This is a genomic window from Amycolatopsis oliviviridis, from assembly GCF_014654365.1.
GTDB classification, from domain to species: domain Bacteria; phylum Actinomycetota; class Actinomycetes; order Mycobacteriales; family Pseudonocardiaceae; genus Amycolatopsis; species Amycolatopsis oliviviridis.
Genome location: NZ_BNAY01000002.1, coordinates 388,469 through 412,297, shown reverse-complemented (window position 1 = coordinate 412,297; position 23,829 = coordinate 388,469). Strand labels below are relative to the sequence as shown.

The 23,829-nt window shown below is 72.8% G+C and carries 10 protein-coding genes; 5 read left to right on the top strand and 5 right to left on the bottom strand.

The window, feature by feature from the left end:
• Nucleotides 1-77 precede the first annotated feature (77 nt).
• The 3 genes from IE302_RS09060 to IE302_RS43060 are packed head-to-tail and all read left to right on the top strand — an operon-like array spanning nucleotide 78 to nucleotide 8,263.
• Nucleotides 78-2,780 (top strand): AAA family ATPase, encoded by a 2,703-nt coding sequence (locus IE302_RS09060; protein ID WP_229907685.1) that lies wholly within the window; start codon nucleotides 78-80, stop codon nucleotides 2,778-2,780.
• The gene (locus tag IE302_RS09055; RefSeq protein ID WP_191253750.1) at nucleotides 2,777-5,530 is read left to right on the top strand and encodes an AAA family ATPase; all 2,754 of its coding nucleotides are present in this window, start codon (nucleotides 2,777-2,779) and stop codon (nucleotides 5,528-5,530) included. Before IE302_RS09060 ends, IE302_RS09055 begins: the two co-directional genes overlap by 4 nt.
• A gap of 9 nt (nucleotides 5,531-5,539) precedes the next feature.
• Entirely contained in the window at nucleotides 5,540-8,263 is a 2,724-nt protein-coding gene (locus tag IE302_RS43060; RefSeq protein ID WP_191253748.1) for an AAA family ATPase, read from the top strand.
• 6 nt (nucleotides 8,264-8,269) lie between these two features.
• Here the strand turns inward: IE302_RS43060 and IE302_RS09045 are convergent, their stop codons facing one another.
• The 5 genes from IE302_RS09045 to IE302_RS09025 all read right to left on the bottom strand — a co-directional run bounded on the left by IE302_RS09045 (nucleotide 8,270) and on the right by IE302_RS09025 (nucleotide 16,893).
• Complete coding sequence (locus IE302_RS09045; protein WP_191253746.1) at nucleotides 8,270-11,047, bottom strand: helix-turn-helix transcriptional regulator; 2,778 nt, start codon at nucleotides 11,045-11,047, stop codon at nucleotides 8,270-8,272.
• Nucleotides 11,048-11,253: 206 nt separating this feature from the next.
• Nucleotides 11,254-12,807 carry an MFS transporter gene (locus tag IE302_RS09040; protein WP_191253743.1) on the bottom strand — a complete coding sequence of 518 codons (1,554 nt, stop codon included), beginning with the start codon at nucleotides 12,805-12,807 and terminating at the stop codon, nucleotides 11,254-11,256.
• Entirely contained in the window at nucleotides 12,804-13,742 is a 939-nt protein-coding gene (locus IE302_RS09035) for an ACP S-malonyltransferase (RefSeq protein ID WP_229907684.1), read from the bottom strand. Before IE302_RS09035 ends, IE302_RS09040 begins: the two co-directional genes overlap by 4 nt.
• 27 nt (nucleotides 13,743-13,769) lie before the next feature.
• Nucleotides 13,770-15,182 (bottom strand): class I adenylate-forming enzyme family protein, encoded by a 1,413-nt coding sequence (locus IE302_RS09030; protein ID WP_191253741.1) that lies wholly within the window; start codon nucleotides 15,180-15,182, stop codon nucleotides 13,770-13,772.
• 19 nt (nucleotides 15,183-15,201) lie between these two features.
• A complete protein-coding gene (locus IE302_RS09025) occupies nucleotides 15,202-16,893 on the bottom strand; it encodes a flavin monoamine oxidase family protein (RefSeq protein ID WP_191253739.1) in 1,692 nt (563 codons plus the stop codon).
• A 314-nt stretch (nucleotides 16,894-17,207) separates the two neighbouring features.
• On the opposite strand from IE302_RS09025, the gene IE302_RS09020 reads away from it, so the two are divergent.
• Both IE302_RS09020 and IE302_RS09015 read left to right on the top strand, forming a co-directional pair.
• Nucleotides 17,208-23,600: a type I polyketide synthase gene (locus IE302_RS09020; protein ID WP_191253737.1), complete on the top strand. Its 6,393-nt coding sequence runs from the start codon at nucleotides 17,208-17,210 to the stop codon at nucleotides 23,598-23,600.
• Nucleotides 23,600-23,821: a hypothetical protein gene (locus tag IE302_RS09015; protein WP_026467854.1), complete on the top strand. Its 222-nt coding sequence runs from the start codon at nucleotides 23,600-23,602 to the stop codon at nucleotides 23,819-23,821. The genes IE302_RS09020 and IE302_RS09015 overlap by 1 nt, the downstream gene beginning before the upstream one ends.
• Nucleotides 23,822-23,829: the final 8 nt, after the last annotated feature.

Below are 23,829 nucleotides of genomic sequence, written 5' to 3'. Positions count from 1 at the left end.
GAGATGGAAGCACGTAAGCGATTGTTCGCTCTGTGTGACGGCAACGACTCCGATGGGACGACAGGGAGGCGAGGGTGATGGACGCCAACAGACCCGGACGCGCGCTGGCCGGCCGTGACGACGAGCTCCGACGGCTCGCCGCTCGCCTGAGCCCCGGCGCGCCCGGTGAAGGCTCCGTCATCGTCGTGCGCGGGCAAGCGGGCATCGGCAAGTCCAGCCTGCTGGACGCCGCGCTGGCCGCGCTCACGGACACCGTCGTCTGCCGGGGCGCCGGGCTGCCGGACGAGGGGGCCGCGGCCTCCCGGGATCTGCTCGCGGAGCTGCGCCGGGCCGGTGCCCGGGTCTCGGACCCGGACGACTTCGCCGCCTGGTACGAGGATTTCGCGGACTGGGCGGGTGGTCGGTCCGCGATCGTGTTCGCCGTCGACGACGTCCAATGGTGTGACGAACCGACGGTGCGGTGGCTGAGTCTTCTCGCCCGTCATTCGACCAGGCTGCCGGTGCGGATGATCCTGGTGCGCTCGGCCGCCGACGGCCCGGCCGGTGCGGCGGAACGCTTGGCGGACCTCGAATCCTGGTACGGCACCGAGGTGCTCGACCTCGGCCCGCTGCCCGCGGAGGCGGTCGCGTCGCTCGCGCGCGAGGCGGTCGGTTCGGAGCCGGGGGAAGCCTTCGTCCGGCACTGCGTCGAACAGTCCGGCGGAAATCCTTTGCTGCTGCGGGAGATGCTCGACGAACTGGGCAAGGTCGCCTCCGGGATCGCTCCGGTGGCCGGGTCCGCGGCGGGCGCGGCACTGATCCACTCCCTCTTCGCCGGTGTCCCGGACTACGCCCGGACGGTCGCCACCGCCATAGCGGTGCTCGGCGGGCAGGACCTGTCCCTGGTGGCCCGGCTGGCGAAGGTGCCCGCCCGCACCGCGGGTACCGCCGTCGAACTGCTGCGGAGTCAGCACATCCTCGCTGTGGACGGCTTTTCCTTTCGCCACGACCCGGTTCGGGACGGCCTGCTCGACGCTCTCGAACCCGCCGAGCTGGGCCGGTGGCGCCGGACCGCGGCGATCCTGCTGAGCGACGCGGCCGGGTCCCCGGAAGAGGTCGCGGAGCATCTGCTCGAACTCGCCGAGCTGGACGCGTGGATGGTCGACCTGCTGCGGGACGCCGCGAACGCCGCGTGCGACCGGGGCGCGCCCTGGGACGCGCTGCGCTATCTCCGTCCCGCCGCGGCGGCCAGGCCGTCCGATGGTGGACTGGCGATTCAGCTCGCCGAGACGGTCGCGTTGCTGGAACCGGACAGCGGATTCGACCTCCTGCGCCGCGCGCTCGAACTGCAGCAGGATCCCGTCGACCGGGCCAGGGCCGCGGTGAAACTGGGCCGCGCCGCGCTCGTCGCCCGCCGGTGCGGGACCGCCGTCACCGTGCTGGACCGGGTGCTCACCGTGCTCGGCGGCGAGATGGACCAGCAACTGCGCGGCCACCTCGAAGGGCTGCTGTGCCTGGTCGGCATCGAAGACCGCGACAGCCTGGCGAAGCTCGACACCCGGATCCAGCCCCGCGACGAGGACGGCCCGGAGGCCGTCGTGGACGCCCGGCATCTGGCGGTCTGCGCCGTCGTCGCCGCGCTCGACGGGACCCGGCCGCGCGAAGCCGCCGAATGGGCGATGCGCGCGATCCGCGGGTACACCCCGACCACCGACGATTCGGCCGTCAGCTCCGCCGTGCTCGCCCTGCTGCTGGCCGACGAGGTCGACGTCGCCAGGGACGAACTGACCAGGGCCGTCGAACTCGTCCCGGCGCAGCGCAGCGAGTACCTCGCCTTCCGTGGCCTGCTCGGACATTGGTGCGGGGATCTCGCCACCGCGGCCGCCGACGCCGGACAGGCCTACGCGCTCAGCCGCCGCGCCGAGGGGCGCACCGGCGGTGTCGTCCCCCGTATCGCGCTCGCGACCGTCGCGGCCCAGCAGGGTGACACCACGAAGGCGATGAAGTTGTTGCGGGAAGCGGATTCCCCGCAGTTGTGGGACCACACGGTGATGCGTCCGTGGTTCGAGCTCGTCGACGCGCGGGTGCACTGGGCCGCGGGAGATCGCGAGGCGGCGCTGAAGCTCTTCCAGCGCTGCGGGGAGAGCCTCGCCGACGTGGGCATCGCCAATCCGCTGCTGGCACCGTGGTGGTTCGAGGCCGCCTGTCTGCTGGCCGACGAGGGACGGTTCGACGACGCCGCCGAGCTCGCGGCCGAAGGAACCGAACCGGCGTCGCGATGGGGAACGCCGCGGGCGATCGGGATGGCCAAGCTCGCGACCGCGGTCGCCACCCGCGGGCACGAGCGGGTCGGGCTGATCGAGGAGGCGGCGGCCATCCTGGCCGGATCACCCGCCCGCCTGGAGGAGGCGCTGGCGGAGTTCCACCTCGGCCGCGCGCTCGTCGACGCGGGGGACACCGCCGCTGCGCGCACCCGCCTGCGGCGCTGTGTGGAGCTGAGCCTGCGGACGGGCGACCGTTTCCTGCTCCGCCGCGCCCAGCGGATCGCGGCCGAGGCCGGCATCCCGAGCGAGGTGACCCCGCTGGCGTCGCTGAGCCCGGCCGAACGGCATATCGCCCGGCTCGCCGGACGCGGGGCCAGCAACCGGGTCATCGCGGAACGGCTGTTCGTCACCGTCCGGACCATCGAGACGCATCTGACGAGCGTGTACCGGAAGCTGCGGATCTCCGGCCGCGCCGAACTGGCCGCGGTACTGGGGCATACCGAAGAACGCCCGGCCGTCCTCGAAGGCGTCCGGTGAGCGCGGTCCGGCGGCTCGAAGCCGAACGCGCGGACGAACTCGTCGAGCGCGAGACCGAACTGCGCCTGCTCACCCGTCTCATCGGGGACCTCGAACTCGGCCACGGGGGTTCCGCGCTCGTGCTCGGCCCGGCTGGCAGCGGACGGACGGCGCTGCTGGACCAGGTCGCGTCCGTGGCCGCCGAGCGGGGTCTGCAGGTGTTCACCGCGCGGGGATCCGCCACCGAATCGGAGCTGCCGTACGGGCTCCTTTCCCAGCTGCTCGCCTCGATCCCGGAGCTCGCGGACGTCCCGTGGCTGCACGCCGCGCTTTCGGACGGCACCGATGTCCAGGTCCTGCACGAACTGCTCTGCCAGCGGCTGCTGGAATCGGCCCGGCGTTGCCCGGTCCTGCTGGTCGTCGACGATCTGATCCTGGCCGACGAGCAGTCCGAGGCCTGGCTGGCCGCTCTGCAGCGACGCCGGGGGAGCGACCCCGTGCTGCTCGTCGCCGCGCATTCCGGTCCGCAGGACGCGGACAGCGACGAAGCGCCCCTCTGTCTCGGCGGCCTGCCCTGGGAGAACCGGCACGTCGTGCGGCTGCGGCCGTTGAGCGAGGCGGCGGTCCGGCGGCTGGTGCACGCGGTCCCGGCGCCACGGCCGCCGGTGGCCGAGGTCTACGCGGCCACGCGGGGGAACCCGGCCCTGCTCGCGGAGGTGCTCGCCCGGTCGTCCGCCGGTCCCGGTCCCGGCGCGGAGATCACCGCCATCACCGCGGACGTGCGCCGGGACACCGTGCTCGACCTGCTCGCCCGGCTGCCGTCCGATCTCGCCGCGCTGGTGCGGACGATCGCCGCGATCGGCACCCTCGACGAGGCCTACCTGCGGCCGCTGGCCGCTCCGCTCGGCATGCCGCTGAGCCGGGCGCTGCGGGTGCTGGCGGACTCCGGCCTGATCGGGACCGATCCGGCCGAACCGATGAATCCCCAGGTGGCCACCTGGGTGCTGGCCGCGACCGGTGCGGACGAGCGGGCGGGAACCCGCCGCCGGGCCGCGGAACTCGGGCATCGCCGGGCCGCCCCGGAGGAGGACGTCGCCGGACTGCTGCTCGGGTCCCAGCCGGTCGGTGAGCCCTGGGCACTGGAGACCCTGCACGCGGCCGCGCTGCGCCGTCGCGAAGCCGGGGACCACACCGAAGCCGCTCGCTACTACCGGCGCGCGCTCGCCGAACCCGCGCCGCCGGGGACGTCCGCGCGGCTGCGCCTGGAACTGGAAACGGTCGAGGCGTCGTCGTGCCCGTTCACCGGCGGTCTGCGACTGGCAAGGGCCACCAGGATTTCCGGTGACGACACCGTCCGAACGCGACTGTCCGCTGTGGACCTGATGATGCAGCGAGGAGCCCGGGACGACGCGTTGCGCGAGCTGGCCGTCTTGAGCGAGGCCGCGGTCGACGACCGGGATCGCGCGGATCTGGTGGCGTTGCACTGGCTGGCCGAAGGGACCGGCGCCGGCGCGCCCCTGCTCGGCGTCCCCGCGGCGGCGGACGTCGACCCCGCCGCGCTGACCCCGGCGCAGGCGGCCGCCGCGTCCTGGCTGGCGACGACGTCCTGTCGTGACGGGCGGGCGGCCCGCCGGCTGGCCCGGCGGGCCGCGGATCCGTCGAACGAGCCGATGACGCTCTACTCGCCGCGGCTGGCGCTGGCCATCACTTTCACTCAGACCGACGACGTACTGGAAGCGCTTTCAGTCTACGAAGAGGTGATCGCGGACGCGAGCGCCGCTGGGGCGGGCGTGCCGGTCGCGCTCGGTCTCACCGGTCAGGCCTGGATCCATCTGCAACGCGGACGCGTGCTGGCCGCCGAGGAGGCGCTCGCCAAGGCCGCCGCGTCCGGTCCGCCGGACGGCTGGCCGCTGACGGTCTCCGATTCACTGAGCACGATCGCGATCGCGTCGGCGCTCACCCGCGGGGATCTCGACGCCGCCCAGCGCGCCGTCGACGCGTCGGTCGACGGCGGGCCGTTGTACTCCGCGCCGTATCTGCTCTTCATGCGCGGACTGCTGGAACTGGACTTGAAGCGGCATCGGCGGGCGCTGGGCCTGTTCCAGGAATGCGGCAGGCGGATGAACGCGGCGGGCTGGCTGAATCCCGGCCTGGTGCCGTGGCGTTCCCACGTCGCCATCGCGGCGCAGGCGCTCGGCGACGAGCACACCGCCGCCGCGATGATCAGCGAGGAATGGCGGCTGGCGCAGAACTGGGGAACGCGCACCGCGATCGGGCGCACTCACCTGAGCGCGGGTGTCGCGGTCCGATCCGAGGACGCTGTTTTCCGGCTCACCCAAGCGGTCAACGCGCTCCAGCAGTCCCCGGCCAGAGTGCTCTATGTCGAGGCGGTGCTGCTGCTCGCGGGCGCCCAGCTCAACCGCGGCCAGACCAGTGGTGTGCCGCGGCTGCTGCGCGAGGCCGAACGGCTGGCCACCGCGTACCAGCTCGCCTGGGCGACGTCCCGGATCGCGGACCTCGGGAAACGGCTGTCCGACCGGCCGCGGCGGTCCTATCGCACGGCGTCCCGGCGATGGCGGGCGCTCTCGCCCGCGGCGACCGACCTCGTGCGCCGCGTGCTCTCGAACGCGTCCAACGCCGAACTGGCGGAGGAACTGGGCGTGAGCAAACGCGCCGTCGAACTCCGGCTCACCGCGATCTACCGGCAGCTCGAAGTGACCGGGCGGGCCGAACTGCGGGAGCTGTTCGACGCGCTGGACAAGGAGCTCTGATCCGTCGTCATGATGATCGAGCGAGCGGATCAGCTGGCCGCGATCGCCGGGGCGGTCGCCGAGGCCCGTGCCGGGTCGGGGGAGTTCGTCGTCGTCCGGGGAGGTCTGGGCGCCGGCCGGTCCGCCCTGCTGCACGCGGCGGGGGAGGAAGCCGCCGCGCGGGGCCTACGCGTGGTCCGGGCGGCCGCGACGCCACTGGAGCGCGGGGTCTCCCACGGCGTGGTCTGGCTGCTGCTGGAACCCTTGCTGGAGGCCGGCCGGCGCGGGGAACTGCTCACCGCGGTCCGGGCCGAGGGCGAGTTCCCCGGCGATCCGGCCGACGCGCGCCGCGCACACCTCGTCCTGCACGAACTGCTGGAGCTGTTCACCGAAATGGTGCGTGACACCGGACCGGTGGCGTTGCTCGTGGACGATCTGCAATGGGCGGACGCGGCCTCGGCGCGCTGGCTCGCCTATCTGGCCAAGCGGATGAGCAGGCTGCGGGTCCTCGTCGTCGCGACCCTGCTGGAGGGCGACGACTCGGCGGACGACGTCGTGGTCAAGGACATCGCCCGCACCGCGGCGCGCACGGTGCACGCCACCCCGCTCTCGTCCGCCGGTGTCCGGGCCTACCTGACCGCCCGGTGCGGAGCCGAACCCGAGCCCGAGTTCGCGGACACCTGCTACGCGCGCACCGGCGGTTCGCCGATGCTGCTGGACGCGCTGGTCAACACGATGCTCGGACACGGTCTGCGCCCGGTCGCCCCGGCCGCGGCCGAACTCGCCGCGCTGCGGCCCTCGCCCGCGGCGGCCCGGCTGACCCGGTGCCTGCGCGCCCAGCCGGACGACGTCCGCGCGGTGGCCAAGGCGATGGCCGCGCTCGGTGAACCGACCGAGACCGGCGTTCTCGCCGAACTCGCCGGTCTCGACTCGCCGGACTTCGACGCGGCGTTGCGCGCGTTGCGGAGGCTGGGTCTCGTCGAGGCGCCCGCCGACGGGCTGCTGCGGTTCGCCGGGGAGATGGCGGGCGATCTCGTCGCCGATCAGCTGAGCGCGGAGGAACAGGACCGGCTGCATCTGCGCGCCGCGAATGTCCTCTACCGCAACGGAAGGCCGGTCGAGCAGATCGGACGGCAGCTGCTGGCCACGGTCGCCGAACCCGAACCGTGGGCCGCGGACGTGCTGCGGACCGCGGCCAGTGCCGCGCTGGCGAACTCGTCGCCCCGGACGGCCGCGCAGTACCTGCAGCACGCGCTGGCGCATCCAGGGGCCGATCGCGCGGAACTGCTCGTCGATCTCGCCGCCGTCGAGCGCGGTTACGACCTGCCCGCCGCGCATCGGCATCTGCATCAGGCGCTGGGCCTGATGCGGGATCCGGTCGATCGCGCCTTCGCGCTCGGCCTGCTCCCGGTGGTGGCCGGGGTCCGCTTCGCCGCGGACGTCCGCCGTCTCCGCCAGGTGCTCGCGGAACTGCGGGAGGTCCCGGGCCCGGAAGCGGCCGAAGCGGCCTTGCGCATGGAGGCCCGGCTTCGGTACCACGAACGGGGTGTGCCGGGGGCCGGGGACTCGGCCGCGGACCGACTGGCCGAGCTCGGCCCCGCGCCCGCTCAGGATTCCTCGGCCCAGCGGGAGCTGGTCGCCGTCCTGTTGTACCTGATGACCGTCGCGGGCACCGCGCCCCGGGAGTCCATTGTGGACCTTTCCCGGCAGGTGCTGGAACGGGAACCCGGTTCACCGGACCAGATGTACACCACGTTCCCGCTCACGGTGCTGGTGCTCGCGGCCGCCGATTCGCTCGACGGCGTCGACTCCTGGCTCGCCGCGGCGTGCGGCCCCGCCGCCGATCCGGACCTCCCGACGCTGGTCGCCTGGGCGGGGCAGGCGCTCGTGGCGTCCGCGACGGGTCTGCTCGGCGTGGCCAGGGACCGGGCGCAGGCGGTGCTGACGTCGGCGGGGCCGAGCCGGGTCGGGATCACCATGACGGCGATGCGGGTACTGGCCGAAATCGCCATGGAGCAACGGGATCCGGCGCTCGCGCGGCTGATCGTCGACAACCTGGAGGTCGACCACGACCCGTGGCTGCGGTCGCTGGCCCACGGCACCCTGGCGCTGACCGAGGCCAATCACACCGCAGCCGCCGAGTACTTCCTCGACTGCGTGCACCAGCTGGAGCGGTTCGGGAACCGGGTCCTCCTGCCGCTGCGCGGCCAGATCGCCCTCCTGCTCGCGGCGACCGACGACCCGAAGCGGGCCGAAGCGGTCGCGCAGGGCGAGGTCGAACGGGCGTTGTCCTGGGGCGCGCCGTCGTCGGTGGGACGCGCCCTGCGCATCCGCGCGACGCTGCTCGACCGGGACGAGGACGCCGTCCCGGTGCTGCGCGAGGCCGCGGAAACCCTCGCCCGCTCGGGAGATCGGCTCGAACTCGCCCGCACGCTGGTCCTGCTCGGGGAACGCGGCACCGGACCCGACGCCCGCGAACGGCTGCTGGAGGGCCGCAGCCTGGCGGCGGGCTGCGGGGCGAGCTGGCTCACCGGGTCCGCGGAGCCGTCCGAGTCGGACGGCGGTCTGCTGACCGCGACCGAGCAGCGCGTGGTGGAGCTCGCGGTGTCCGGCCGCCGCAACCGCGACATCGCGGAACTGCTGGAGGTCACCGTGCGCGCGGTGGAGAAGCACCTCACCAGTTCGTATCGCAAGCTGGGCATCACCGGCCGCGCTCAGCTGGCCGCCGCGATGCGCGGCCATCGGGCGGGGTGAGCCCGGTCAGGAGTCGGCGAGTGCCGCCGCCGTGCCGAAGCGGCCCTGCAGCCACGCCGCGGCCAGCTCCACCCGGGAATGGCTGCCGGTGCGCTCGAACAGCGACGTCAGCCTGGCCTCGATGCGTTTTTCGCTGACCTGCAGCGCCGCCGCGATCTGCCGGTTCGTGTGGCCGTTCGCGATCAGGCCGACGATGTGGCGCTCCAACGGATCCAGCGTCGCCCGGCCGGTCCGGTCCACGCGGTCCGGCGAGAAGGTGATCCGGTGCTGATCGAGCAGCGCCGCGACGGACGTCAGCGACGCGACGGCGTCGAGCCGCTGCAGCGTCCGGTGTGCTTCGAGCAGCGCGGGCGCGGGGACCGGGCTCACCTCGCCGAACGCCGTGCACGCCTCGGCGATCCGGAACGCGTCACCGGACTGCCGGGCCAGTTTGACCCCCGCGCGCACCGATTCCATGTCCCCGCGCACGAGCCCGCCGCACACCAGGGCCGCTTCCTGGACCGACGCGGTCGGGCTGCGGACGGCGAGGCCTTCGAGTTCGGCCAGCAGGCGGGTGACGGTCTCGGTGTCCCCTTGGCGTCTCGCCCCGTGCAGGAGCCGGGCGAGCAGCCGTTCCATCCCCGCCCGCACCCCGCGTTCGCGGCAGTCCGTGTAGTCCCGCCAGCCCAGGGCGATCGCCTCGTCGTGCTGTCCCGCGGACTGGCGCAGCCGGCACCGGACCCACGCGACGCAGGCGTCGGCCGAGGTACGGAAAGGCAAGCGGCGCAACCAATCCGCCGCTCGGTCCGGCTGGTCCCGCTGGGCGCAGATCTCCGCGGCGAACACGCTCGCGAACCGGTGACGGCGAGGCGGATCCCACCACAGCCGGTCGCCTTCGAGCCGTCGCGCCAGCGACAACGCCGCGTCCCAATCACCCTCGCGGTAGGACTGCCGGACCGCTTGCCAGCCGACCGAGAAACCGGTCGTCGGCGGCTGGTAGCGACCGCGCAGCAAGACGTTCAGCACGCTGACCGTGTCGAGGACCTCGGCGGATTCGGCGACGTCCTCGTGCGGCGGCATTTCCGGCGGTACCAGCCATTCCTCGGCGGGTCTGCCACCGTCGCCGGGCAGCGCGCCCAGCAGGATCCCGGCGCCTAGGGCGAACAGGTGATCGTCCTCGGCGCCGCAAGCACGCGCGAGCACCCGGACCGCCTCGGCGGCCACCGGCCGGTCCGCCCGGTTGACCGCGTCGAGCAGACGACGACACTCGCCGCCCGTGTCGAGGGCACGGGCGACTTCGGCGGCCAGCGGTCGCACGACGTCGACCTCGGCGAGCCGCTGTTCGTGGGCGAGCGCGCCGAGCCAGCACATCAGCACGGTGGCGGACAGCCGGGGATGCGGCCACGCGCCGTCGAGCCGCGGTGCGACGAGGGTCGCGAGATCGTCGGCCAGCGTGCCGTACCCACCGGCCGCGAGGCTGTCGGCGAGCAGGGCCCGGAGCACTTCGGGAAACCGGTCGTCGGACGGATCGAGCAGCCGCAGCGCCGCCATCCGATAGCGGCGGGCCGTCGGCAGATCGGTGTTCGCGCCCGCGGCCGCGGCGAGCAGGAGACCCGCCGTCCCGGGATCCGGTGGCGACGGCGGAAGCTCGGCGAGATGCGGGGCGATCTCGGCCTCCTCGACCGGACTCCGGTCGAGGAGGACCCGGGTGATCCTCCGGTGCAGCACGGTGCGCCAGCGCGTGCCGTGCTCCAGCCGGAGCCGGTCGGCCAGCGCGGGGACGGCGAACTCCACCGCGCCGTCCGTGCCGGAACGCAGGATCCCGGCCCGGACCAGCTCGTCGAGGGCCTGGCCCGTGGCGGACGGCGACAGCGCCGCCGCGGAGGCCAGCCACGGCAGCCTTTCGAGGGTGGGGGCGGTTTGTTCGCTGAGCACCGCGAGGACGGCGGCCAGCCGCCGGGCGCGAGGCCCGAGCCGCCGCAGCCGGAGCGTCTCGGGGTGCCCGCCGGGCAGCACGATCGGCGGGCCCGCGCCGATCAGGCAGACGTGCTCGTCGACGACCGACAGCCTGCCGGTGGCGCGCAGCCCGGCGATCGTCGCGGCGACGGTGCCGGGATTGCCGAACAGCGGCCCGAGCGCGGTGCGCACCGAGGTGACGAGCGCGGGGTCGCTCGCGATCCGCCCGGCCCGGGTCGTCCAGCCGGGCAGCAGCGCGGTCGTCTCCGCGGTGGTCAGCGGCCGGAGACCGATCGTGCCGTCGGCGATCGCGAGCAGTTTGCCCGCCGGGCCGCCCGCCCGGTCGGTCACGCTCGCGACGGTGACCGTCCCGGTGGCGCGGGCCCCCTCGGCGACCAGGGTGAGCACGGTGGCGAGCTCCGGCGGCAGCAGGTCGAAGTCGTCGAACTGCAGCACGATCCGGCCGCGCGGGGCGAGGGTGGCGAGGACGGTGATCAGATCGTGGGCCGTCGTCTGCGGTCCGGTCCCGGACCCCGACTCGAGCCTTGCCCGGAGCCAGGCGACGGCGCTGAGCATGCTGACCAGCTCGGGCCGGTCGAGCGCGGTGATCAGCTCGACCAGCTGGGTCGTCAGCCGGAGCAGCACCGTCTCCGGCTCGGGGCCGGCGGGCACGGGCAGGACGGCCGCGCCGGAGCGGCGGGCGCGCTGGGCAGGTCCGGAGAGGACGGTGCTGCGGCCGCTGCCGGACGGTCCGTGCACCACCCAGATCGCGCCGGACCCGGCGAGGACCCGGTCCAAGGCGGCCTGCGCGTCGTCCGGTCCGGCGCTCGTGACGGCCGTCGCTCCCATTTCCCTCCTCGACCGGTGCGGGACCACGGCGCGGCCGGGCGACGGTCGCTCCGAGCATGGCGCAAGGAGGACCGTTCGGTCGGGAGGTCAGGCGGCCGGGGCACCTTCGGCCAGCATAGTTGCCCCGGCGGACCACGGAGCGTCTTTTCGGCGCGTTTCGTCCTCTGGATGCGGTCCTTGCGCGTGCAAGCACCGCATCCAGAGGACTAACCGCGTGTGCTCGGGGCCTCGGCGACCGCGTCGGGCTGAGGGGGTACGTCCGTTTCGATCACCTTCGGGACGCCTCGCAGGCTCCGCAGCGCCACCACGGCGAGGACGACCATCACCGCCGCGCTGCCGAGCATGCTCGTCCGGATGCCGCCGACGAACGACTCCTCGGCCGCCGTGCGGACCGCCGTCGCCACCGGTTCCGGCAGCCCGGTCGCGACCGCCGCGGTGGCGCTGAACGACTCCCGCACCTGGGCGGCCAGATCGGGCGGCACGTCGGCGGGCAGGCTCAGGTTCGCGTGGTAGACCGCCGACAGCACGCTCCCGACCACCGCGATGCCGAGCGAGCCGCCCAGTTCGTAGGCGGTGGCGGAGATCGCCGACGCGGCACCTGCGCGGTCACGGGGGACCGTGCCGAGGATGGTGTCACCGGTGACGGTCAGGGTGAGCCCCGCGCCCGCGCCGAACGCCACCTGCGCGGCCAGGACCAGCAGATACGGCGAGTCCGTGCTCACCGCGCCGAACAGCCCGAAACCGACCGACGCCAGTGCCAGCCCGCCCGAGACCGTCGGCGCCCGGCCGAACCGGCGCACCGCCTTGGCCGCCAGGACACCGCCCGCGAGGAGCGCGGCGATCGCGCCCGGGACGAACGCCAGCCCGGAGCGCAGCGGGCTCCAGCCCAGCACGAGCTGGAAGTACTGACTGGAGATCAGGGCGAACGCCGACATCGTGAACACCGACACCAGGTTCGAGCCGACCGACGCCGAGAACCCGCGGCGCCGGAACAGGTCCAGGTCGATCAGCGGCTGATCGAGACGTCGCTGGCGCCGCCCGAACCACAGCAGCGAAGCGCCACCGAGCGCGAAAGCGCCGAGCACCTCCGGGTACCAGAGGCCGACGTAGAACGCGCCCTTCAGCGCGTACACCACGGCGACCAGACCGACGATCGACAGCAGCACGCTGGGCAGATCGAGCCGCAACCGGCCGCTGGACCGCGATTCGGGGACGACCCGGGCCGCGCCGAGGATCAGCAGGGCCACCGGGATGTTGACCAGGAAGACCGAACCCCACCAGAAATGCTCCAGCAGGACCCCGCCGACGATCGGGCCGATCGCGAAACCCGCGGCCGACACCCCGGCGGTGACTCCCACCGCCGCGGTCCGCGCCCGTTGGGTGGTGAAAACCGCGCGCAGCAACGAAGTCGTCGACGGCAGCACGGCGGCGCCCGCGACGCCCAGCAGCGCGCGAGCCGCGATGAGCGTTTCAGCGCTCGGGGCGTAGGCGGCCACCAGCGAGCCCAGCGCGAACGCGGTCACGCCGATCAGGAGCACCCGCCGCCTGCCGAACCGGTCGCCGAGATTGCCCATGGTGACCAGCAGGCCGCCCATGGCGAAGCCGTAGACGTCCGCGATCCACAGCAGTTCCTCGGCCGACGCGCCGAGCTGGGTGGTCAGCGCCGGCACCGCCAGGTGCAGCACGGTCATGTCGATCGCGACCATCAGCTGCGCCAGGCAGGACACCATGATCGTGGCGATGTCGCGGGCCTTGCTCATGCGGCCACCGCCTCGGGCAGCCGGGGCCGGGGTTTCGGTTTCAGGGTGTCCCGGAGGTCGGCGCGCAGCAGGGTGAACGCCGACGTCAGTCCGGGCAGCCGGTGCAGCAGGTGGTCCGGGCCGGCGACGAGGACCCGGCCGACGCCGAGCCTGGCGAACCGGTGGACCAGCCCGGGCAGCCGCACCGCGTTGACCGTCGACTCCAGCAGGAGTGACGCCGCCTCGTCGCCGGTCCGGACCGGCTCTCCGTCCTGATCGGACACGATCGGCAGGGCCGGGTCGGCGAACCCGAACCCGCCGAAGACCTCTTCCGCCAGCCTGTCCCGCAGCCCGCCGAGCATCCGCGCGTGCGCCGCGGGACGCATGGTCGTGAGCGCGTACCCGCCCGCCGCCCGCACCCGCCGGACGAACTCGTCCAGTTCGGATTCGCGCAGGGTCACCAGGTGGACCTCGTCGTCGAAGCGGCCGGAAAGCTCGTGGCCGATCCCGTCGAGGATCTCGCCGAGCGCCGATTCCGGTGTCCGCACGATGAACTGGCTGACGAGATCCTGGTGCGCCGTCTCGAAATACTCCCGTTCCCGGCTCGCGACGGCGTCGACGAGCCGGACGAGATCCGCCAGCGGCAGCGCACCGGCGCGGACCACGGCGGCGCGTTCACCGAAGCTGGCGCCACCGACCGCGACCGGCACCAGCCCGTGTTCCCGCTCCGCGCGTTCGGCCAGCGCCAGCGACGCGAGCACGAACGCGATCTGGGTGTGCTCGTTGTACTCCTCGTCCGCTCTGGCGAGCGGATCCAGCAGGGAGCGCCCGAGCGCGTGCTCGGCCACGCCGAGCAGGCTCCGGGCCAGGGGATCGATGACGAGGAACCGGCCCAGTTCCGCAGCACGGGCCGGGCCCATGCCGGGGAAGAGGACGGCATCGGTGGAATTGTCCACAGTGCACACCCAGTTTCGTGGTGGGGATCAGAGCTGTTCGGCGGCGGCGAACTGTTCGAGCCGCTTCCGGTCCGGTTTCCCGTTGCGGTTCAACGGGAACTGATCGGTGACGAGGACACGGTTCGGCTGCTCCGCAGGCGGCAGCACCCCGCAGATGCGGTCACGCCAGTACCGCGAGTCCCGCTGCGCGTCGTCCTCGACGACGAACACCAGGCTCGACCCGCGACGCTGGTCGGGCAGCGCGACGATCTTCGCGGAACAGCCGTCGGCGGCCAGGCGGTGCTCGATCACCTCGGGATGCAGGGTGTGCCCGTTGCGGTGCACCGCGCGTTTGCGCCCGACGACGAACAGGTTCCCGTCCGCGTCGAGCCTGCCGAGGTCTCCGGTGGCGTACCAGCCGCGGTCGACCGGACGCACCTGTCCGGCGGCGTCGAGGTAGCCCTCCATGAGGTCCGGGTCGAGGACGAACAGCTCGCCGACCTCGTCGTGGGGCAGCACGGTGCCGTCGTCGGCGCGGACCTCCAGGGCGAGTCCCTCGACGATCTGCCCGCAGCCGCGCGGATTCCCGATGTTGGCGAAGGCGACGTTGCCCATCTCGGTGCTGCCGTAGCTGTCGAGCAGTGGCATCCCGAACAGCTCTTCCGACTGGCCGACGACGCCGGGTTCGAGCGGGGCCGCGCCGCTGCACAGCATGCGCACGCGAGAGAATTCCGCTTTGAGCGCCGGGCGTTTGCCGATGATGTTGAACAGGCTGCGGTAGGTGGACGGCGTCGCGTCGACGACCGTCGCGCCTGCCCGTCCGGCCAGGCGCAGGGCCCGGTCGGGACGGCGGTAGGGCGCGATCACCAGCGAGCAGTCCCGCAGCCACGCGATCATCACCATGGACAGGCCGTACTGATGGTTGAACGGCAGCAGCGGCAGGAGGACGTCGTCGGCGACGTGGCCGACGAGATCGGCGTTGCGTTCCAGGTTCTTCAGGAACCGCGCGCCGTTCTTCGCGACGCCCTTGGGGACGCCGGTCGAGCCGGACGACCACATCACGAGACTGTCGGGCAGCTTCTCCCAGACGTCGAACCGCAGCTGGACATCGGTCGGCTCCCGGTCGGCGGCGGCCACCATGATCTCGTAGGTGTAGGCCGCGGGCGCGTCCACCGGCATCGGCGCGTCGTCGTCGACGACGGCCAGCACGACACCGGAACCGGCGATCGTCTCGGCGGTGCGGTCGGCGTGCTCCATGTGGTCGACGAGCACCACGGACGCGCCGACGTGCATCAGCGCGACGAGGATCGTCAGATAGGCCAGCGTGTTGTCGGCCTTGAGCAGGACCCGGTCACCGGAGCCGACGCCCCGGTCCCGCAGCACTTCGGCGACGCGGAGGGCCTGCTGTTCGAAGGCCGCGCCGCCGGTGACCGCGTCGGGGGAATAGATCTTCGCGAACATGGGGAAGTCCTTTCCGCTGTCAATCCAGGCTCACCGGGGCGATCTCGTCGAACACGTCGCCGGGACCGGGGTTGTCCGGATGGGTGCCGCCGCCCAGGTGCTCGACGACGCCCCACACGGCGTTCAGCGCGGTGGTGACCGCGCTCTCGGAGAAACCGGCGATCCACGCGACGTCGTCGCCGGCCAGGAAGAAGCCGCGGTGGTGGTCGGCGGAGTCGCGCTGCATGAACTGGGTGAACAGCCTTCGCTGGTAGCGGTAGCTGCCGGGCAGGCACGATTTGAAGGCGCCCTTGAAATGCGGCTGGGTCTCCCAGGTGATCGCGATCGGCGGGCCGATCATGTGCGAGCGGATGTCGACGCCCGGGTAGATCTTGGCCAGCGCGTCCAGCATCACGTCGAGCCGCTCGTCCGGGCTCAGCGACGCGACCTTCAGCGAGTCGTCGTTCCACGTGTAGGACAGCAGCATCGTGCCGGGTTCGTCGGGGCCGTTGTCGATCAGGTAGACCCCGCGCGGGATGCGGTCGGTGAGCGTCGTGCTCATCACGTCCCGGCCGGTCGCCGGGTCCTGGTCGAGCCAGAACGGGCGGTCGGTGATGACGAACAGCTTGGACGCGCCCATGTAGTGGGTGCGCTCCAGCGCGGTCCAGACCGGCTGCGGCAGGAGGGCGTCGTCGCTCTTCATCCCCGAGAGCAGGTTCCAGTTCTGCGCGGCGAAGATCGCCGCCGGGTAGGTGCGCACGTCGCGGTTCGCGTCTTCGATGGTGAACCCGCGGCCGGTCCGGTCGATCCGCACGACCGCCGGACGCGGCTCGCCGCCGTGCAGGCTCTTCAGCGACGTCCCGGACGGCCAGTATTCGAGGTCGGCGGGCTCGTCCGCCCACAGTCCGAGCGGCAGCTGCTGGCAGCCGCCGATGATCCGGTGGTGCTCGTCGCTGGTGTCGGTGCAGATCACCCGGAGGATTTCGAGCGCGGAGTTGGGGAAGTCGGTGTCCCAGCCGCCGCAGCCGAAGCCGACCTGGCCGAAGATCTCGCGGTGCTCGAAGGAGGAGAACAGCGGGGACGAGGTCAGGAACCCGTAGAACGACACGTTGTCGAACTTGGTGACCAGGTGGTTCCACAGTGCCTTGATGGTCGTGATGTCGCGGCGCCGGATGGCGTCCTCCATCAGCGACATGTCGGCCTGCTCCTGCAGGGTCTTCGTCCAGGCGTCGTTGACCTCGCGGTACACCGGCGGCAGGTCGGCGGACGTCCGCGCCCAGTGGTTCTCGCCGTGCAGGTTGATCACCGTGCTCGGTGACGCGGGGGAGAGCGGGTTGGGGAACGGCGTGGTCTCCAGCCCGACCTTGTCGATGTAGTGGAACAGCGCCCCGGCGGACGGCGGGAAGCGCATGGCGCCCAGTTCGGCGACGGCGTCGGGATAGCCGGGCAGGCTCACCGAGCGCATCCGGCCGCCCAGCTGTTCGGCCTCGTAGATCACCGGCTTCAGGCCGAGCCTCATCAGCTCGTAGGCGGCCACCATCCCGGACAGTCCGCCGCCGATCACCGCCACTTCGGTGCCGTGCGCTTGGCGCGGCACACGGCCGATGCCGGCGGGATGGCGGATCCAGTCGTCGTAGGCGAACGGGAAATCGGGGCACAGCATGCTCGTCGGCGGCGCCGCCTCGGCCCGTTGGCGGGGCAGGACGCGTTCTTCGACGGGAGACATGGTCATCGGCGTTACCTCCGGCACTAGTGGCGTCGCGCTGACGGTCCCGGGCCGGCACGGCGGACGCCGGCGTCCTCGTGCGGCTCCGGTTCCGTGCGCTGAAATCGGGGCGCTGAAATCCGGTTCGCCGAAAGCCACGTTAACGATTCCGATCAGCCGCGCTGGATACCTTTTCCACCGCTTGTCCACGACCCGGAAACCCGGCAGGGAGCGGGCGGTTACCCGGCGGTGGAACAGTTCCGTCCCGCCCGCGACGGCCGCTGTGGCTAGCTGGACCGCGACTTCCCTGTGCCAGGCGACCCGAGGTGGCGAGTGCGCGCATGACCGAGCTGGATTCCCTGCGACGGCTGGAAAGCAGGCCGCGCGCCGAACGGCGCCGCACGCTGCTGGGCCTGGTGCGACGGGCGACGTCGGCGGTGCTGGACGGGCCGCTCGCGGCCGGTCGCACCTTCGCCGACCTCGGGTTCGACTCCCTGCTGGCGGTGAAACTGCACGCGTGGCTGAGCGCCGAGACCGGCCTCGACCTGTCGGTGACCCTCGCCTACGACCATCCGGGGCCGGAGGCGCTGGCGGACTTCCTCGACGAGTGCCTCTTCGGAGCCGAGTCCGCCGACGCAGCGGAAGGCGAAGCGGCCTACGGCGAGCCGATCGTGATCGTCGGCATCGGCTGCCGGTTCCCCGGCGGCGCGGATTCGCCCGCCGCCCTGTGGTCCCTTGTGGACGAAGGCCGGGACGTCGTCACGGAGTTCCCCCACGACCGCGGCTGGGACGTCGACGGCCTGTACGACCCCCGGCCGGGCACCCCGGGCCGGACCTACGTGCGCCACGGCGGGTTCCTGCCCGGCGCGGCCGAATTCGACGCCGGGTTCTTCGGGATCTCGCCGCGCGAGGCGCTGGCGATGGATCCGCAGCAGCGCCTGGCGCTGGAGACGGCGTGGGAGGCCCTGGAACGCGCCGGGATCGACGCCGGGACCCTGACCGGCAGCCGGACGGGCGTGTTCGTCGGCGTCGAGCCGCAGGAATACGGCACCCGCCTGGCCGACGCGCCCGAAGGCCTCGACGGCCTCCTGCTCACCGGCAGCGCGCCGAGTGTCGTGTCCGGCCGGATCGCGTACACGCTCGGCCTGCAAGGACCCGCGCTGACCGTCGACACCGCTTGTTCCGGTTCGCTGGTCGCCCTCCATCTCGCGGTCCGCGCGCTGCGGAGCGGGGAATGCGGCCTCGCCCTCGCCGGCGGGGTCGCGGTACTCGGCACGCCCGGTCCGTTCGTGGCGTTCTCTCATCAGCGCGGCCTGGCACCGGACGGGCGCTGCAAGCCGTTCTCCGCCGCGGCGGACGGTACCGCGTGGGCCGAAGGCGCCGGGATGTTCGTCCTGGAAAGGCTTTCCGACGCCGAGCGCAACGGCCATCCGGTCCTCGCGGTGATCCGCGGCAGCGCGGTCAACTCCGATGGCGCGTCGAACGGGCTCACCGCGCCGAACGGTCCTTCCCAGCAGCGGGTGATCCGCGCGGCGCTGGCCGACGCCGGGATCAACGCGTCCACTGTGGACGCTGTCGAAGCGCACGGGACCGGGACCACCCTCGGCGACCCGATCGAAGCCCAGGCGCTGCTTTCGACGTACGGGCAGGATCGGGAAACGCCGCTGTGGCTGGGTTCGGTGAAGGCCAACATCGGGCACGCGCAGGCGGCCGCGGGCGCGGCCGGGGTGATCAAGATGATCATGGCGCTCCGGCACGACCGGCTGCCGCGCACCCTGCACGGTGACGCTCCGACCCCGGCGGTCGACTGGTCTTCCGGCGCGGTCTCGCTGCTGGCCGAGCCAGTGGACTGGCCACGCGGCGAGGAACCGCGCCGGGCCGCCGTCTCGTCGTTCGGCATCTCGGGCACCAACGCCCACTTGATCCTCGAAGAACCGGCGCCCGCCGAGCCCGACGACTCCGTGCCCTCGGTGCCTTCGCCGATCGCCGTCGCGTTCTCGGCCGCCGGCCCGGACGCGTTGCGCGCCCACGCGGCCCAGCTTGCGGACGTCGAAGCGAACCCGGCGGACCTGGCCTTCTCGCTCGCCAAGACCCGGGCGACACTGGCCGAACGCGCCTTCGTCGTCGCATCGGACGCCGCGAGCCTGAAGGAAGCCCTGGCCGCTTTCGACGACCGGGTGCTGCGCGGCGGGCCGCTTCCCGAGCCCGCCGAACTCGCGTATCTCTTCACCGGCCAGGGTGCTCAGCGGATCGCGATGGGCCGGGAGCTCTACGACGCCTACGACGTCTACGCCAGGACGTTCGACGAGGTCTGCGCGCACGTAGACCTGCAACTCGATCCGCCGCTGCGGGACGTGGTGTTCGGCCACGCGGACGCGGCGCTGCTGGACCGCACGGACTACGCGCAGCCCGCGCTGTTCGCCGTCGAGGTCGCCCTGTTCCGGCTGCTGGAGTCCTGGGGCGTCGTCCCCGCCTACCTCTGCGGGCATTCGGTCGGCGAGTTCGCGGCCGCGCACGTCGCGGGCGTGCTGTCGCTGTCCGACGCCGCGATGCTGGTGACCGCGCGCGGCAGGCTCATGCGGGAGCTGCCCGACGGTGGCGCGATGGTTTCCCTGCGTGCCACCGAGGAAACGGCCCGCGCGCTCCTGAGCGGGCACGAGCGTGAGGCGGGGATCGCCGCGGTCAACGCCGATGAAGCCGTTGTGCTGTCCGGTGCGCGTACCGCGCTGGAAGCGGCGATCGCCGGCTTCGACGGCAAGGTCAAATGGCTCAACGTCAGCCACGCCTTCCACTCGCCCTTGATGCGGGACATGCTCGACGACTTCGCCCGGATCGCGCGGCTCGCCGACTACCACCCCGCGAACCTCCCGATCGTCTCGACGGTCACCGGCGAGATCGGCGGGCACGACTCGGCCGGGTACTGGATCGAGCACGTCGGGGCGACCGTCCGGTTCGCCGGCGCGCTGCGCGTCCTGCGCGACGCCGGCTGCGGCACCTACCTGGAACTGGGCCCGGACGGCGTCCTGTCGGCGCTGGTCGACGCCGGCGTCGCGCGCCCGCTGCTCCGCCGCGACCGGCCCGAGGTCCCCGAACTCCTGACCGCGCTGGGCACGGCCCACGTCCGCGGGGTGGACGCCGACTTCGCGGCGCTCGCCCCGGGCGGACGCCGGATCGACCTGCCGACCTACCCGTTCCAGCGGTCGCGGTACTGGCTCACCCCCGGTCCGGGCGGGGACGCGCGCGGGCTGGGCCTGCGCCGCGCCGAACATCCGCTCCTGGGGGCGGTGGTCGCGGTTCCCGGCGGCGACACGGTGTTCACCGCCCGGCTCTCGGTGACCGACCAGCCGTGGCTGAGCGGTCACCGCGTCGGTGACGACATCCTGTTCCCCGGCACCGGTTTCCTCGAATTGGCCTTGCACGCGGGTACCGAGACCGGTTGCGGCCTCGTCGAAGAACTGACCCTGGGCGCGCCGCTCGTCCTTTCCGGGCCGGTCGAGGTCCAGGTCGTGGTGGCCGCCGCGGACGACGACGGCCGCCGCGCGGTCACCGTCCACTCGCGACCGGAGCACGGCGAGGACTGGACGCGGCACGCGAACGGCACACTTGTTCCTGACACCGATGCCGCCGCACAGACCGTCACGTGGCCACCGCCGGGAGAATCCCAGTCCCTGGAAGGCTTTTACGACGACCTGCCCGGCTTCGGTTACGAAGGCGTGTTCCGCGGCCTGAAAGCGGTGTGGATCGACGGCGACGACGTCCACGCCGAAGTCGAGCTTCCCGCCGACGAGGACGGAGGGTTCGGCATCCATCCAGCCCTGCTGGACGCCGGGCTGCACGCGATGTTCCTCCGTGAGTCGGCGGAGAACGCCGGTGGGCTGCCGTTCTCGTGGTCGGGAGTCCGCTTGCGGGCGAGCGGCGCGACCGCGTTGCGGCTGCGGATCACCTTCCACGCGGAGGACACCGTTTCGCTGACCGCCGTCGATCCCTCGGGGGCCGAGGTGCTGAGCGTCGGCTCGCTGGTCGTCCGCCGTCCGGCCGCCCGCGGACGGGAACTCCCCACCGGACTGTTCACTGTGGACTGGACGCCGGTCGCGGTCGCGGAACCGGTGGCGTGCACGGCGTATCCGGAGGTCGTTCCCGGCAAACCCGCCGTGCTTTCGGTGCTGCCGGAGGACGATCCGGTCGTGTCCGCGCACGAACTCGGTGCCCGGGTGCTGGAGGCGATCCAGGACTGGGTGACCCGGGAAGAGTCCACTTTGGTCGTCCACACACGACACGCGGCGGGACCGGACGCCACCGATCCGGCGGCCGCCTCGATCTGGGGCCTGGTGCGCAGCGCGCAGGCCGAACACCAGGGCCGGTTCGTCCTCGTCGACGGCGAGGCCGAAGACGTGCCGATGGCCGTGGCGACCGGGGAACCGCAGGTCGCGGTGCGCGACGGCGTCCCGCTGGTCCCGCGGATCGCCGAGGCGGGCGCGGGAGTCCTGCTGCCGCCCGCCGGGTCCTGGAGGCTGGACAAGTCCGGCGAGGGCACGGTCGAAAACCTCGCCCTGGAGCCGATCGACGAGCCGGAGCTCGGACCGGACGACGTCCGCATCGCCGTCCGGGCGGCCGGGCTGAACTTCCGTGACGTGCTGAACGTCCTGGGCATGTACCCGGGCGAGGCCGGGCCGCTGGGCTGCGAGGTCGCCGGGACCGTCCTGGCCACCGGCGCCGAGGTGACCGATCTGGCGCCGGGCGACCGCGTGATGGGCATGGTGCACGGCGGGATCGGCCCGGTCGCCATCGGCGAGCGCCCGTTCCTGACCCGGGTGCCGGACGGCTGGACCGACGAGCAGGCCGCGACCGTGCCGCTGGTCTTCCTGACCGCCTACTACGCGCTGGTCGATCTGGCCGGACTCAAGGCTGGCGAGTCGATCCTGATCCATTCGGCCGCGGGCGGGGTCGGGATGGCCGCGACGCAACTCGCGCGTCATCTGGGGGCGGAGGTGTTCGGCACCGCGAGCGAGGGCAAGCAGCACGTCCTGCGCGCGGCCGGACTGCCCGCCGACCACATCGCCTCGTCGCGGACCCTCGACTTCGCCGAGGCCTTCCGGACCGCGACCGGCGGACGCGGGGTCGACGTCGTGCTCAACTCCCTCGCGGGCGAGTTCGTCGACGCTTCCCTCGACGTGACCGCATCAGGTGGTCGCTTCCTCGAAATGGGCAAGACCGACGTCCGCGCTCCCGAAAACGTCGCTTACCGGGCCTTCGACCTGATCGAAGCGGGCCGGACGCGCACCGCCGAGATCTGGACCGAACTCACCGCCCTGTTCGGCAAGGGTGCGCTCACCCCGCTCCCAGTCCGGACCTGGGACGTCCGGCACGCGCCGGACGCGTTCCGGTTCGTCAGCCAGGCCCGGCACATCGGCAAGGTCGCGCTGACCCTGCCGCGGGCCCTGGATCCGGAGCGGCCGGTGCTCGTCACCGGTGGCACCGGCGGACTCGGGGCGCTCGTCGCGAAGCATCTCGTGACCGCGCACGGGGTCCGCAAGCTGCTGCTCACCAGCCGTCGCGGCCCGGACGCGCCGGGCGCGGGCGAACTCGCCGCCGAACTCACCGGCCTGGGCGCCGAAGTCCGGGTGGTCGCCTGCGACGTCGCCGACCGGGCCGCGCTCGCCGCGCTGCTGGACGGCGTCGAGCTGACCGGTGTCGTGCACACCGCGGGCGTCCTCGACGACGGCGTGCTGACCGGCCTGACCCCCGAAAGGCTCGCGAAAGTGTTGCGTCCCAAGGTGGACGCGGCCTGGCACCTGCACGAGCTGACCCTCGGCCACGAGCTCGCGGTGTTCGCGCTGTACTCCTCGGTCTCCGGGATCGTCGGCTCCGCGGGTCAGGCGTCCTACGCGGCCGCGAACACGTTCCTGGACGCGCTGGCCGCCCGCCGTCGCGCCCACGGCCTGCCCGCGGTCTCGCTCGCCTGGGGGCTCTGGCGGGAGGGTATGGGCAGCGGGCTGGCCGAGAACGACGTCGACCGCATGGCCCGCGAAGGGCTGCCGCCGCTGACCGCGGAGACCGGGCTCGGCCTGTTCGACGCCGCCCTCGACGGCGGGTTCACCGCCGTCCTGCCGATCGAAGTCGACCGGGCCGCGTTGCGCGCCCACGCCCGGACCACCGAGGTGGCACCGGTCCTGCGTGGCCTCGCGAAGGTCGCCACCCGGCGAGTGGCCGGACCGGCGACGACGGGCGGGGCCGGCCTCGCCGAGCGGCTCACGGCGCTGCCCGACGAAGAACGCACGGCCCTGCTGATCGATCTGGTGCGGCACAACGCCGCCGCCGTCCTCGGTCACGAGGCGGGCGGCATGATCGACCCGGCGCGCGCGTTCAAGGACCTCGGATTCGACTCGCTGACCTCGGTCGAACTGCGCAACCGGATCAACGGCGTCACCGGGCTCCGGTTGTCGGCCACCGCCGTGTTCGACCATCCGACCGTCGCCACGCTGGCCGCGCATCTGCTGGCCGAACTCGCCCCGCCGTCGCTCAGCGCGGCGGACGCGGTGCTCGCCGAACTCGACGCGCTCGAAGCGCGCCTGACCGGGGTCGGCGACGACGACGGCCGGGCGGCGGTCGCCGGACGGCTGCGGATCCTGCTCGACGGCCTGACCACGACGGGAACCGACGTCGGCGGACGGCTGGAGGACGCGACCGCGGACGAAGTCGTCGACTTCCTGGCCACCGAACTGGGGATTTCCTGATGGCGGACAAGAAAGCCGTCGCCAAGGTGCTCGCCGACATCGAGCGGCTGAGCGAACGCCTGGGCGACCTGGAACCCGAAGACCGCAAGAAGGTCGCCAAGCCGCTGAAGAAGCTGCTGCTGGCCTACGCGGCCGGAGACAAGGACGACGAGTTCGACGACCTGCTCTTCGACGCCGCTGTCGACAAGGTCTTCGACTTCCTCACCGACGAGATCTTCTGACCAGCGAG

What these genes read in the sequence shown, in the direction of transcription:
- IE302_RS09040 (WP_191253743.1), bottom strand. Translation starts at nt 12,807, where the DNA reads ATGAGCAAGGCCCGCGACATCGCCACGATCATGGTGTCCTGCCTGGCG.
- IE302_RS09015 (WP_026467854.1), top strand. Translation starts at nt 23,600, where the DNA reads ATGGCGGACAAGAAAGCCGTCGCCAAGGTGCTCGCCGACATCGAGCGG.
- IE302_RS09060 (WP_229907685.1), top strand. Translation starts at nt 78, where the DNA reads ATGGACGCCAACAGACCCGGACGCGCGCTGGCCGGCCGTGACGACGAG.
- IE302_RS09025 (WP_191253739.1), bottom strand. Translation starts at nt 16,893, where the DNA reads ATGACCATGTCTCCCGTCGAAGAACGCGTCCTGCCCCGCCAACGGGCC.
- IE302_RS09030 (WP_191253741.1), bottom strand. Translation starts at nt 15,182, where the DNA reads ATGTTCGCGAAGATCTATTCCCCCGACGCGGTCACCGGCGGCGCGGCC.
- IE302_RS43060 (WP_191253748.1), top strand. Translation starts at nt 5,540, where the DNA reads ATGATGATCGAGCGAGCGGATCAGCTGGCCGCGATCGCCGGGGCGGTC.
- IE302_RS09045 (WP_191253746.1), bottom strand. Translation starts at nt 11,047, where the DNA reads ATGGGAGCGACGGCCGTCACGAGCGCCGGACCGGACGACGCGCAGGCC.
- IE302_RS09020 (WP_191253737.1), top strand. Translation starts at nt 17,208, where the DNA reads ATGACCGAGCTGGATTCCCTGCGACGGCTGGAAAGCAGGCCGCGCGCC.